Source organism: Roseimicrobium sp. ORNL1 (genome assembly GCF_011044495.1).
Classification (GTDB): domain Bacteria; phylum Verrucomicrobiota; class Verrucomicrobiia; order Verrucomicrobiales; family Verrucomicrobiaceae; genus Roseimicrobium.
Window position 1 is genome coordinate 4332059 of the sequence record NZ_CP049143.1, and the last position, 13936, is coordinate 4345994.

The window sequence follows — 13936 nt, forward strand, 5'->3', positions numbered from 1 at the left end:
GATGACTGGGGGAATTCAACGGAGCGAAACTGGGCTGGCATTCACGGGAGCCGTATTTGCGACCGGTTTTTGGAACTGGCCGCGCAGACAAATCACCACACGATCCTGCAACGGCGCAATCCATAAATCCTCCGCCACCGCGGCCAGCGGTCCGCAGAGGATGCCCCCACCGCGCTGATCCTGGAGGAAGACGCCCTGGGGTACGTACACGCGGCGGTATTGCGACGCCATGACGTGACCACCCATCCCCGGGAGAGGCGGCACGACGGCAGCCACGGTCCGCGAGGACTCCGTCTTTCCCCACTCCACGGCATCGTTTGGCCAGGGCAGGTCGAACAGCACCGCGCCGCTGCGGACATCTGCGGCACGGACCCTCTCGGGCGTGGTGGAATAGAGGCGATTCCCCTCAAGAACTGAGGAGAAAACCGAGGACAGGTCTGCTGCTCCCGTGTTGGGAACCTGCGGCCCGATGATGATCGAGCCGCTGTTCACCACATACGTCCCTGAGCCATACCAAGGGGCGCCAGCTGCACCGGTGTTGGTGTTGGCGGGCTCCTTCAAGCGAATCCCTTCGGAATCAGGAAACAGCGGGATGCTGCGGGAGGGATTTCCCACCGTGGTCACCGTCGCGCTGCCTCCCATATCACTGATAATTCGACGTCCCTCTATGCCGACCACCATGCCCGAGCCTCCCCAGCTCGCCATCGGCAGGCCTATCAGGGACACGACGCACTCTCCACTGGCCGTGACACCCCACACTTCATCACCACGCAGGAGTAGAGAGGGAGCAATGCCCCCCTGAGCCTGGGTCATGCGGCGAAGGGCATCGCCATACGCCCAGCGCTGGTTCGGAAGGTTGTGCGTCGAGGGCATCCCGAACATCGCGGGGGAAGCAGCAGCGCCAAAGGTCGCTTGCACCGACTTCAAGAGAGTGGTGGACGCCTCCAACAGCGAGGTGGAGACCGAGGCCAGTTCCTCCTCCGTCTCCAGGCCAATGGGAAAACTCGGCAGTTCTCCCGTACCTGTGCGCCAGATAACAGCACCCGTCTCCGCGCTCAGCAGGGCCGTGGACTGGGCCCACGCGAGGACCTTGCCTTGATCCACACTCAAGCCAGAGCGTAGCTTCACGTACAGGTCTTGACCCTGCCAGGGATTGTTGGGGCCCACGGGAGCCGATGTCGGCTGAGGCACCTCAGTCTCCCAGATGAGACGGCCCGTTTCAAAATCCATGGCACACACCCGCCCAGCCGCGGGCCTCCAGAGGTAGACACGGGAACCTGCCACGCTCATGCGATTCTGCGGCACCAGAGCCTCCTGCACAGGCGCAGCACCCGCTGGCGCGCTTCGCCACAGCAGGCTGCCGTCAGAGGCGCGGAGGCATTCCACACCTTCATCCGTGAGCACGATGAGGCGGCCTTGTGAGGTGGTGAACTGAACGCCGACACGCAGATCCGGCGGCTGGCCACCATAGCGATTCATCGGGAACCCGGAAATCATGCGCGTCCTTCTCCCGGGCATCGGCGCCACAACCACGTCGCCACTGGCTCCTGCGGCAGTCCCATCCACCCGGTGGCGCCAGCGCAGCTTTCCATGCTTCAGATCCACAGCAAAAATATTCCGCCGGTCGTCCGCGAGAAACGCGAGACCATCCACCACAGAGATCTGGGTGCCGGTGAGCACGGCTCCTTCATCAAGAGCAAAGCCCCAGGCCGTTTCAAAGGGCGGCAGGGGTGCGGAAATGCGAGAAGCGGGTGGCACCACCGGCACGTTCGCATCACTGGCCGCGATCTCCCGGCGCAGCATGTCACGTGCAGCCTGCACGCTCAGTTCCATGCCATCTGGAAAGGCGATCCACTCCGTCCCATTCACCTTGTCGAGCTCTGCCAGCGCATCCTTCACCGCAGCGTGATCGCCCATCCCCGCGCTGAACCAGGCACGCAGCCAGCGCAGCCACAACTGCTGCTCCCGCGTCAACTCGAGCCGTTCAAACTCCGCCGCTGCACGGCGAGCGGCGGCCCAGTCCTGTCGCTCTTCATCATTGTTGAGGGCCGCCTGCACACTTCTCCACTGACTGGCCACGAGATGATTCCGCAGCGACTGCTGCACTTCCTCCGCCAGCTTCCAGTCATGTGCCTTTCCCAGCACTTCACGCAGAGCCATGCGCAATCTCTCCTCGCCGCCGTTGCTGGCCAGCAATCCAATCCACTGCGCCCAGTGGCTGCGCTCCGCGGGCTCCAGTTGCGTCAATCGTTCAGCACAGGCCAGCGCCTGGCCGCTCAGGCCGCGCTCCTGCAGAATTGGCAGCAGTGCGCGGAGATCCTGCACATCCGTCACCTTGCTCACGTCCAGCGTATCCAGAAACTGCTCCGAGAGATCACCACGACCCGCGCGTTGATACAGCAAGACTAGGCGCACCCGATGGTCCTCCTTGTTGGTGGCATCCTGCTCCATCATCTTGCGCAGGCCAGCCTCAGCTTCCGCCACACGTGAGGAGTCCGTTCCCAGGATCTCCATCCGCATCTTCTCCAGTTGTAGACGACGCTCCGGCGTCAGTGTGGCGGCCAGGGCCTTCACGATGGCCGACTCTGCAAACTTCTCCTGCTGCCTCGCGATGGCCTGTTCCAAGAGCGCCATCCACCGGGCGAACGAAGCCTCGTCCGGTACAGGCTTGCCCTTCGGCAGAAGCAACTCCGCCTCCCGCTGCAGCCAGGCCGCGGTCATCTCGCGCGCTTCGGCATACTCCAGCAGCGTTTCCAGCCAGGCCTCGTAACGCGCCTCGGTATCACACAAGGAACGCGCCGCATCCAGCGTGGCCTGCACCTGGGCATCATCGCCGAGCTTGCTGAGAATCTTCGCCAGCAGAAGCCGTCCTTCAAAGGCCCCGTCGTTCGAAGCCACCCATGGCTCCACCAGCACCTTGGCCTCCAGCCAGAGCTGTTTGGACATCAGGAATTGAGCCACCTCCAGCCTCGCATCGGGTGGCAGATCGTGGCTCCAGGATCCGGCAAAGAGTTTCGCCGCATCCTCCTTGCGACGCTGCGCCACGTAGATCTCCGCCAATTCACGGCGCAGATCCCAACGCTGCGGCGCCTTCTCCACCGCAGATTCCAGAAGAGCCGCCGCATCCACCGTCTGATTGCGACGTCGCAACCAGCGCGCCATCTCCACCGTGCGCTCAATCTGTTGCTTTCCATCGAGCGATTGCAGCAGCACGGCAAAGGCGCTCCGTGCTTTCTCAGCTTGATTCGTGGCATAGGACCACCGCACCTTGCGAAGTTGGAGATCGCCGCGCCCCGGATTCTGCTTCAGCTTTTCCTCGATCCACGCGATGGCATCCTGATCCGGTCCCTGCGCTTCCCACACATCCAGCAGTCTCGCTTCCAATGGTGCCGACTGTGGAAACTGTGCCGCTGCCTCACGCAGGACCTTGAGTGCTTCCCCACCCCGCTGCGCGGCGAGCAGCACATCGGCAAAGGTCAGGCCATCCGCCGCCGTGCGTGCCTCCTTGTTGCTCCATTTGGCTCGTGCCTCCGCCACAAAACCATCTCTGCCCTGAGCTCCGGCCAGGTCGAGGCGCAGCATCAGGATCTCCCGATGCCTCCAGTGCTCCGGAGAAAGTTTTTCCAGCAGACCTTCAAGCATCTTCACCGCTCCTGCAGCATCCCCATTCTCTGCCAGCAACTGAGCCCGCAACACCGTGGCTTCCACACCACTGTCTGCGCCCAGAGACTGCTCGGAGAGATCCGCCATGAGCAGCGTCGCGGTTTTTGGCAGCTTCGCCGCCATGGCCTGCCGTGCCCAGCGAAGACGCTGCTCCGGATTCATCGCCCCCTCGTCCATGAGCTTGCGCGTCTGGATGATCACCAGATCCTCACGCCCCTGGACGGACGCGGCCTTGAGCAGCTCACCGTACCACAGCGCGCGCCGCGCCACTCCCTTATCCAGGGAAACGGCCCGCGCCATCTGCTCCACCGCCTTGGGATCGTGCTGCTGCAGCTGCGTGCGTCCCAGTTCCCACGCCAGCAGGGCATGCTCCGGATGCTGCGCCACCGCCGCCTTCAGAAACTCCATCGCCCGCCGGTCCTGCAGCGCCCCGTAGATGCGTGCGAGCACCAGCTTCGCATTCCCGTCCTCAGGAAACTGCGCCACATGCGCGCCGTACATGGACAGCAGCTCCTCCGTCCGTCCGGCATCCCGATACAGCGCCACCAGCTTCTGCAGAGGCACATCCACCGCCGGATCATAGTGCAGCGCCGTGCGCAGCGCGATGGAGGTCTTGTCGAAGACCTCGGGAGTGGCGGAGGTGGAATCGGCAGCGGGAGAGGCTTGCTGGGCGTGGCCCGGAGCGGCGAAGCAGAGGAGCACCGCCAGACACAAAAGCGCTTCGTGCAATGTGGTGCGTAGCCGACCTCTCCTGTATCCAAAGCGACAACTCCCCCGCCCTGCCTCAGGGCAGCCCGGACCAGTCTGGGTGGGAAGTGTCATGCGTGCGGATGCGGGTGCAGGGACAGTACAGACTTGTGCTCGCCCAATAAAACGCAAGCACGAGCATTTGAGTAGTTTTATCTGGGCATCGCGTTCAGCTTCTTTCACTTTTGCAGCCAGTGCTCATACGCACTGAGCATGCTTGCTGCCGCCTCTGCCGCCGGCACCCGGCCCGTCAGAGTCGCCATTCCGGGACAGTACACCTGGTCTGCCAGCGCCGGTTCGCGGTCCACCACCCTCAGGGCTGCACGCAACGCCCTTCCTGCATGGGAGGCCGGGACTTCCTCCGGCACCTCCATCGTGGGAGCGACAATCATGTAGGGAATCCGGACGTGCCTCGTAGCCACGGCCAGCGCCGCTCCGACCGGCAGCATGCCCTCCGCCCGACGCTGGATAGTATCCTGGACGATGGACTGAATCGAAGGGCCGAAGAACTCGAGGTACCTCGCGTCGATCCCGCCATCCATGTACCCGAAGCTGTTCGCTGGGGACACGATGCAATGATGCGCGATTTGAAGGATGTCGCCGCATGACACTCCCACATCGGGATGCTCTCGGAAGGCATGTGCCAGAGCATCTGCCACGACGGGGTTGATGTCGACGAAGTGAAGTTTCACGATCGCAGTGTTTCACTCCAAACTACACGCCACATCCAATCTCCACCATCACCACCTCATGAGGACAGCGAAAGCGCAGGGGCAAGGTATCCCCCAGCCCTCGTGAAACAATCACCGGAACACCATCCACCTCCCGCCGGTCGCAGCACCAGCGGTAGAGGAGGTTTGCCGGGAAGTGTGCGCCACTCCGGGTGCGGTGAAAAATGAACTGCCCACCGTGCAGGTGACCCGCGAGCACGAGGCAGCAGCCCGAAAGCTTTTCCACAACGATGTCCTCTGGATCATGCACCAGCACGATGCGATGCCGCTCCGCATGCGCCGGCGCGGTGAGATGCACCTGCCAGGACATGAACTCACAGCGCAGGCTCTTCGGTGACTCGAATTGCCACGGTGCCGCGTCCACACAATGCGCACCAGACACCTCATAAAACGGCGCCAGCACCTCGGAACCGAACCAGTGGTCGTGATTGCCACGGATCCAGCACACCGGCCGCACCCGGGCGATCTGCTGAAGGAAGTCCCGACAGAGATCCCCACCGCGTGGGGTATCAAACCAGTCCCCCGTGAACACCACCACATCCGGCTGCTCTTCATCGAGGATTGCGGTGATTTCATCGAGTCTTCTTCGGCTCCACCACACGTGCAGGTCACTCAAGTGCGCCAGACGCAAGCTGCCGGAACCACAGCCAGCCTCAGTCAGACGCACGGACTCGCGACGAATCTGCAGGCTCATCGGTGCACATCCGCGAGGATGAGGATGGCAAAGTTCGCCAGGCATACCGAGCCGCGCCAGTGCCAGCGCACGTTGAGCTCCTGCGGCGGCCAGCCAAAACCCGGCAGCTTCATGGCCAGTGCCGCAGCCGTGATCACCGTGAAGATGTCCCACGGATCATATGCCCCATCCGTGATGTGAAATGCCTGACAGACCTCAATGCCCACAGCCATGACTACCGGCAGTAGTGCAAGCTCAAGCCGGAACCGTCCCCAGTTCACCCGCAGATCACGCGCCAGCAGCGTGGCTGCGAAAACCCACAACCCACCCGGCACCCGCCACGCGAGAGAATCCGGCACGAAAATGATGGTATGCAACACTTCGCGAGCATGATGCAGGACGCCCGCCGGAAGCATGCTGGCTACCATCACATTGACCCACGTGTCCTCACTGCGATAGCCCACATACAGCCACAGGCTGGATAACAAGGAAAGGATCGAAAGCGCGATGCTGGCGAGATTCATGACTCTTCTATTTCTGCAGGACTACCAAGGTAAACCAACCTCCTGGCAACAGAGACTCTCTCCTCACTACCGAGGCAAAAGGCCAACCTGGAATGTCCGAAAGGCGGAACTTGGAACGCAAACGCAACCACTGCCGGACCCTCGACACAAGACCGTGAGGAAACGCGCTCGTTTCATGATTCACGATGTAGGCAAATCCACCGGGCCTCAGCACCCGCCATGCTTCCGCCAGCATTCGTTCAGGATGCGCCGTGACGGAGAGGACATAGGCCATGACCACCCGGTCAAAGGTCGCATCACCAAACTCCAGCGCCTCGCCATCCATCACCCGCATCTCCATGTCACTCCCGACCGAGCGCGCCTGCTGCGATGCCATCTGCACCATACCAGATGAAACATCCACCCCGGTCACGTGTGAAGCACGATAGCCGCCCAAATGCGAACCCCTGCCCACACCGATCTCCAGTACCTTTCCTGGCGACTGCTCGTTGACGGCGGCAAGCAGCCTCTTGCGCGTCCTGCCGAGAAATGGTTCTACGAGTGGGTAGAGCCATCTTGTCCAGTTGTAGAATTTTCCGATGTTCTGGTTACCGATCATCACTTTGAATGCACCGCATCAAGCGAAAAAGAGCCAGAGACGCCAGTAAGGAATGACTGCAATAGAACTGGCGCGAGAAGCTGCCATGTGCGGTGCAAACACTTCACACGGTGAGCAGCGACCGTCGCACCGCTCACCGTCATACAGTCGCACCGGTTTACGCCGCCTTCGCCGCCGGCGTGCCCACCTGCTTCAAGAGGTCATCCACCAATCCATCCACCTTCACCTGCTGGGCCTCGCCTTCGAAGTTGAGGATCACGCGGTGACGAAGAGCGGCGTGAGCCACGCGCTGGACGTCTTCCGTCGCGACGGCGGTCCCACCGCGCACGGCGCACCAGACGCGGGCACCCCGGATGAGGGCCTGCAGGCCACGTGGGCTGGCACCGTAGGAAACATAACGACCCACGGCGGGAAGCGCACCGGCCTGATCCGGATGGGTGCCGAGTACGAGCTGTGAAGCATACGAGGCGATGGGATCCGCCACGGGAATCTGCGTGAGCAGGTACTGCAGACGCATCAGTTCAACCCCACTCAGCACCGTGTTGAGCTGCGGCTCCTCGAACCCAGTGGTGCGACGGGAAATTTCCACGAGCGATTCCAGGTTCGGGAAGGGTACCTTGATCTTGAACATGAAACGGTCGAGCTGCGCTTCGGGCAGCGGATAGGTGCCCTCCATCTCCATCGGATTCTGCGTGGCCAGCACGAAGAAGGGCTCCGGCAGACGATGACGCTCACCACCAGCCGTAACAGCGCGCTCCTGCATTACTTCCAGCAAAGCGGCCTGTGTCTTCGGCGTGGCGCGGTTGATTTCGTCCACGAGCAGCAGATTCTTGAACACCGGACCGCGCTCGAAGTGCAGCACGCGGCGGCCATGCGCATCTTCGTTCACGATGTGGGTGCCGAGGATGTCCGCCGGCATCAGGTCCGGGGTGCACTGCACACGTCCGGGTTCCAGTCCCACCACCTGCGAAAGCACGCGCACCAGGAACGTCTTGCCCAGCCCGGGCACGCCCTCCAGCAACACATGGCCACCGGAGAAGATGGCAATCAGGGTCTCAGTGAGGAGGTCATCATAGCCCACGATGGCCTTCTGCATTTCCACCTTCAGCTTCTTGAAGACATCGCGGAAGGATTCCAGTTCCTCCTCAAGCGGCTTTTGCGGCAGCGTGCGCACGTCCACATGCTGCGGCTGGGCCGGGTGCGTTTCCACGGGCACCTCTGGCATGGGAGACACATGTTCCGCGACTGCCTCAAGCCCCGATGCAGCGACTTCCGCCGCCGCACTCTCCGTCGCCGAGTCTCCGCCCTTTTTGTTCGCTTTCTTCATGGGACGCTTCTTCGCACTCTTTGCATCCGCTGCAAGTGCGTCCTCATCAAGAGGTGCGGGAGGATAGTCGGGAGTGGTGTCTTCGGACATGAGTGTAGAAGCGTTTGGAAATTGATTGAAGGAGGCGCTAGTTGCTGGCGGTTTGCATTTCCTCTGTGCTTGAATCGCCGTCGTTAGAAGGCGCGTAGGGATGTGTAGCGCCATCCCTGTGAAGGGTGGTATGGGCAGGCAGACTTAACTCCAGTTGAGCCACGAAACGGTGATACCAAGCAGCGATAGCATCGCAACCTTGGGGCGGTTCGCACCACCAGGAAAACTCTGCAAAGTTTCCGAATGTCCGCCGCCGTACGCCAAACGTGACTCCATCGAGGCCAATGGAGTTTGAGAGGTTGAACATGGGCAGTGAGAGGCCTGAGAGTTCGTCTATGCCTCCCCTGATTTTGTCTGCCTCCACCACAACGTCCGCACCATAGGTTGTAGGGTTCTCCTGCCTGATTCCTGCCCGCGCTATCTGATAGTCGGCGATCTGCTCCCAGCGAATACGCCGGACGAGACACTTGTCCCGTGACACAGGATAGACACTCCAACTCGTCATGGGCTTAAATGACGGAGCCACATAAACTTGGACGACCATTTTATGACTCTCCACTTTGGGCAGACCCGGATACTCCGAGGGATCATCAAGCCATTGCAACGCCCGACGCTGGTCCTCCCTGGAGTGGTAGTCAAACAAGCGTGCAAACATGACTGCGCATTCAGAAATACGAATCCCCTATTCCTTCTCAAACCGCTTCCGCAGCTCCGTAAAATACCGCCTCACCTGCTCCCGCCGCGCGGGCGGCAGTGCGGACTCATCCAGCGCATTCTCTTCCGCCGCGATGGCATCCAGCGCTGTCTCTTGGGCACCGCGGCTGGCCTGTTCGGTACGGGCCTGGCCTTCCACGGCGCGTACGGAGGAGGCACCGTCCGCATTGCGTTGGGCGTTCACCGTGGCCTGCTGGCCAGCCTTGGTTCCCGGTGTGGGTGCATTGCCCATTTGCGTAGTGCCATTGCCTGCCTGCTGGCCGCCCTGGCTCATGCCGGGAGTCATGCCGAGCATCACGGCACTGGGCTGCTGACCGGGATTGGTCCCGGGAACGGGCGCGATGAGCATGGGCTGACCCGGTTTGGGTGGCTGTCCCTGACCTGGCTTGCCCATGGCCATGGATTGCTGGTTTTGCTTACCCGAGCCCGGCACGGGGGTCATCATGGGAAGATTCTGCGTGTTCCCCATGCCCTGCTGTCCCTGCTGCATCTGCGGCGCATTGGACATGCCTGGCATCTGCATGGGAGACATCTGGGGCGCGTTCTGCATGTTCTGCATCTGACCCTGTCCCTGCCCTTGCTGGCCTTGTTGCCCCTGTTGGTTCTGGCTCTGTTGACTTTGATTGTTGCCTGCAAGCTGTTGCATGCCCTGCGCACCCTGGCCCGCGATGTCACTGCCGGACTGGCGAAGCTGCTGGGCGAGCTTCTCAAGCTGCTCGCGCGCCTTCTCCCGCGCGGCGAGGGTGCGCATCTTGTCCGCCAGGTCTTTGAACTCGCGGCTCGCCTCCTTGGGAAGGGTCTGGGTCATCTGCCGGTCCGCGCCGAGCACGTGCTGGCCCACCGTGCGCTCTTTGTCCTCGGGCTGGCCTTGCTTGCCGATGTCCCGCAGCGTTTCAGTGAAGCGGTCGCGTGTTTCATTCGTGAGCTTCGCATCCGCCAGCTTCTCCGCGATGTCATCCGCCTGCTTCGCGGTGCGTTCGGCGGACTTCTCCGCCACCGCATCGCCGAGCTCCGCGGTATCCGCATGCTTGCGCATCTCTGAGACCATCTGCTCAGAGGCCCAAGCAGCATCGCCGGCTCCGAGCTTCGCAGCGAACCGCTCCGCATCACGCGCCCGCTTCTCCAGTTCAGAGAGCACTTCCCGCGCGGTCTTGCCCTCGCTTTCTTGCAGAGCTTTCGCGGTGTCCTGAACCTGCTTCTGCAGTTTCTCGATTTCCTTCTTCTCCTCCTCGTTGAGGGACTTCAGCTTGTCCTGATCGAGCTTGGTGTCCGCGAGCTTCTTGCCCTCCTGCACGGCAAGCTCCTGACCAGTGGTCGTGAGCGGGGTGTCCGGCAGATGGATCACGCCCGTCTCCGGCAGGAAGAGCATGCCCAGTGCGACGAGGGGGAAAAGCGTCATCCAGCGGGAATCCTTCAGCGGCAGCGGCAGATCCGCGGCGAGCTTGTGCATGGCCGGCGCCAGACTAGGGGTGTGACGCGCGAGGTGCATCTGCTGCCCAGCGGTGCGCTTCTCCTCCGGCTGCTGCTCAAACCACCAGGCGTTGGCAAAGGCATCGCCACGGGAGGTCGCACGGTCCCAGAAGGCCAGCGAATTGTACGACCCAGGTCGCCGCCAGATGGCCCAGCCGAAGCAGCCCGCCGTCCAGAGCGCGATCAAGCCCAACGCAAGCCAGCCCGAGACCCAATTCATCCCGACAAGCCGGAGTACGAGAAGCAGAGCCAATCCGGCAGCCGCATAGCGCCAGGTGTGAAGTCCCAGCAGCATGCCCTTGCGCGTGATCAACCGCCGCTCCACCACCTGCGCTGAGACCTCAAAGGCCCGGGCCCGGGCGGCGCAGGGTAGCTTGGCGGAAGATGGTGCCCCATCTGATGAGGCGGCAGTGATCCCGTCCGGTTTCGAAGCCGGATCAAGTTGAGGTTCAGCGACCGGGGTCATGCGGAATCGCGAAAGCGGGGCAGATTTTCAGAACAATATCCGTACCAGAGTATACGCCCGCCAGACGAATGTCTTGTAAATTGAAACGGCCGTTCCCGTCCTGGAAGTACCGTCCCACACTTCCCCTCGGACCAGCGTCCCAGCCTGCCTGCGCACCTGCCTATTGCGCACCCGCCTGATACTTCCGCGCCACCGTCATCACCGTGCGGAAGATGTAGGCGTCGTTTCTGGGAGAGCGCTGATTCGCCTCCGACCAGCGGTCATAGCCCAGCTCGTTGAAGGCCACATCATCCGTCTCGCCCAAGGCCATGACGACCTCGCGGATGAACTTCCATCCCTTGAGTTGTTTGTCCCTCAGCACCTTGCTGCCATCGACATAACTCATCGCAAGCAGTCCTTTCATGGCAGGCGAGTCCGGGAGCGTCTCCCCACATCCATCCATGCGGGCTAGCATAGGATTCCAAAACTGCTCGGAGGCATCGTAAGTCATGGCAAAAAGCCGCGACGCCCTTTCCTCCGTCGATGGCCATGCGCCCGACAACTTCACCGGCCCCAGTGCGCCCCTTCCCATTGCCCTCTCCGCCCACCTCGCTGTACCCTCGGTGTACCACCGGTTCTTGAAATAGCTGAGGCTGCTCTGGATGAGGTGGAAAAACTCATGCGTGGGGGTGAGTTCCTTGCAGGGGTCCACCGAAGTGGCCACATTGAAGCACATGCTGAGCGTCCCAGCAGGATCCTTGCGGCGCTTGAAGGATTGCAGCTCATCGAATGCCTCGCCCCTGCGCTTTTTCATCGTGTCCTTGTGCCGCAGTTGGATATCCAGAAAAGACGCCCCGCGGAAACGCGACGTACTGAAGGGATCCGGAAACCGCAGCACCTCGACGAACAGCGTCTGCGCCGCCAGTGTTTGCGTGAGCACATCCTCCACCTGATCCGGAATGCCATTCCTGTTCAGATCCGTGGGGTTCACGGCATGATTTCCCTCGGTGTAATAAAACACACGAATCTTACCCGACTCGTGCACGCGAAGTTTCGGCTCGCTCGAGACAGCGACCTGCGCCTGGTCAGCCGATGCCTGCAACAACACAAAACATGCTGTGACGGGAAGCATTGCGCGTGTCCGCCATGGGGCTGCTCGGGGAAGGCAAGCCATGGCGCATATCATGCCGGAAAACCGTATCGATATACAAGCTTAAAGCGCCTGACTTTAGGCAAGCATCACAATTTAAAGTTTGGCTCAGCCCAACATGAACATGCACACCTAAAGATATAGGTGAAGAAAATGAATACTTTGGCTACATATAAATAACTAAACAAGAAGGGCATCCCGCTTTCACGGGACGCCCTTCGTCTTGCTGGGTATCGAGTTCGATTTGCCCGGGTTTGCTTTGGCTCAGACAGATTAAATCTTGTCTGCGCTGTATTCCCAGCCCTGACGGACCGCGGCGCGCTTGAGGAGCTTGTCGACTTCGGCGTCGCCGGTGGCCTGCTTGGCGGTATCCCAGTTGATCACTTTTCCGGGGTTCCGGATCGCAAGGTTGCCGAACAAGCAAAGCTTCGTGAGCGGCACCGAGTAGTCGAAGTTCGATCCGGCGATCTTGTCCTGCTCGATGGCCTTCACCAGCTCAAGCTGGGGTTTGCCAGGAGCCAGGGAGCGCTCAAGAGTCTTGGGCGTATCCTTGAAGAACTTCACCAGCTTCTCGCGATTGCCCGCCACCTCGAGGTGCTCGCAGTAGTCACCCACGTTGAGGATGGTGTCTTCCTCACCCACGATGTAGAAGCCGCCATTCATCTTGCTCCAGTCGCGGCTGGATTCCAGCTTCGCAGGGCGCTCAGGCTTGCGGCCGCCTTCGTACCAGTGCAGCTTGATGTCGCCGAACTTGGGATGCTTGAAGTACAGCACCACGTGCGAGGACTTCGGCCATGACACGTCTGTCAGTTCATCGCACTCCGCTTCCATCTTGTAGGGCTCGCCAAGCTCACAGGCCCAGAAGGGACCGTCCATGATGTGGCAGCCCATGTCGCCCATGGCGCCAGCACCGTACTCAAGGTGACCGCGCCAGGCGAAGGGATGCAGGCCATTGGTGAAGGGAATGTCAGGAGTCTGGGCAAGCCAGGCCTGCCAGTTGAGGTCCAGTTCCTTCTCAATCTGGGCATCCTTGGGTCCGATCTTGACCTTGGGAAGCGGACCGGGAACCATCTTGTTCTTGGCGTCGTTGCCCTGCGGCCAGATGGGGCGGTTCGTCCACACGTGGATTTCCTTCACATTGCCGATGATGCCGGCATTCATCCACTCCTTGAGCTGACGGATCTGCTCACCGGTGTGACCCTGGTTGCCCATGTTGGTCTTCACACCCTTCTTCTTGGCGGCTTCATGAAGCTGGTTGGCCTCCCAGATGCGGTTCACCAGGGGCTTCTGCACGCACACGTGCTTGCCACGCTTGATGGCTTCCATGGCAGCGGGGTAGTGCGCATGGTCCGGAGTGGACACGGTCACCATGTCGATCTTGTCGCCCATGGTCTCGAACATCTCGGGGAAGTTGTCGAAAGTCTTCGCGTTGGGATACTTGGCGGCGGTCTGCTTGAGACGGTCGCGATCCACGTCGCAGATGGCCACGATGTTGGCGCCCTCGGCGGAGATGCCGATGTCGGACTCACCTTTGCCCATGGCGCCGATGCCGGCGACGTTCACCTTCTTGCCGCCGCCCTCCTGCGACTTGAGAATGTTGGGCGCGAAGAAGCTGCCGGCGGCGGCAACAGCGGATTTGCGAATGAAACCGCGGCGGGTGTCTGTGGTATTCGGATTCATGGTTTGGTATGAAGAAAAGAAAAAGCGCTGAAAAGAGAGTACGCACGGAAACGGACAGTTCCGTCGTCGAGCGACTAGAAACCTTCCGTGGGAGCCATTAAACGTCCCTCCCGCACGCGAGTGG

At 61.3% G+C, this 13936-nt stretch carries 10 protein-coding genes; all 10 read right to left on the reverse strand.

What is annotated here, in order from left to right; all coding sequences use genetic code 11:
- Positions 1-15: 15 nt before the first annotated feature.
- Complete coding sequence (locus G5S37_RS17580) at positions 16-4392, reverse strand: tetratricopeptide repeat protein (RefSeq protein WP_165205763.1); 4377 nt, start codon at positions 4390-4392, stop codon at positions 16-18.
- Positions 4393-4589: 197 nt separating this feature from the next.
- The gene (locus G5S37_RS17585) at positions 4590-5102 is read right to left on the reverse strand and encodes a macro domain-containing protein (RefSeq protein ID WP_165205764.1); all 513 of its coding nucleotides are present in this window, start codon (positions 5100-5102) and stop codon (positions 4590-4592) included.
- A 22-nt stretch (positions 5103-5124) separates the two neighbouring features.
- On the reverse strand, positions 5125-5835 hold the full coding sequence (locus G5S37_RS17590) for a metallophosphoesterase (protein WP_165205765.1): 711 nt from the start codon (positions 5833-5835) through the stop codon (positions 5125-5127).
- Positions 5832-6338: a hypothetical protein gene (locus tag G5S37_RS17595; protein WP_165205766.1), complete on the reverse strand. Its 507-nt coding sequence runs from the start codon at positions 6336-6338 to the stop codon at positions 5832-5834. The genes G5S37_RS17590 and G5S37_RS17595 overlap by 4 nt, the downstream gene beginning before the upstream one ends.
- Positions 6339-6345: 7 nt before the next feature.
- Positions 6346-6936 (reverse strand): class I SAM-dependent methyltransferase, encoded by a 591-nt coding sequence (locus tag G5S37_RS17600; RefSeq protein ID WP_165205767.1) that lies wholly within the window; start codon positions 6934-6936, stop codon positions 6346-6348.
- Positions 6937-7093: 157 nt separating this feature from the next.
- Entirely contained in the window at positions 7094-8353 is a 1260-nt protein-coding gene (locus tag G5S37_RS17605) for a MoxR family ATPase (RefSeq protein ID WP_240914665.1), read from the reverse strand.
- A gap of 37 nt (positions 8354-8390) precedes the next feature.
- On the reverse strand, positions 8391-9008 hold the full coding sequence (locus G5S37_RS17610) for a hypothetical protein (RefSeq protein ID WP_165205768.1): 618 nt from the start codon (positions 9006-9008) through the stop codon (positions 8391-8393).
- Between the two features lie 27 nt (positions 9009-9035).
- Positions 9036-11003 carry a hypothetical protein gene (locus tag G5S37_RS17615; RefSeq protein ID WP_165205769.1) on the reverse strand — a complete coding sequence of 656 codons (1968 nt, stop codon included), beginning with the start codon at positions 11001-11003 and terminating at the stop codon, positions 9036-9038.
- Between the two features lie 160 nt (positions 11004-11163).
- A complete protein-coding gene (locus G5S37_RS17620) occupies positions 11164-12114 on the reverse strand; it encodes a hypothetical protein (RefSeq protein WP_165205770.1) in 951 nt (316 codons plus the stop codon).
- Between the two features lie 291 nt (positions 12115-12405).
- The gene (locus tag G5S37_RS17625; RefSeq protein WP_165205771.1) at positions 12406-13812 is read right to left on the reverse strand and encodes a Gfo/Idh/MocA family oxidoreductase; all 1407 of its coding nucleotides are present in this window, start codon (positions 13810-13812) and stop codon (positions 12406-12408) included.
- Between the last annotated feature and the right edge of the window lie 124 nt (positions 13813-13936).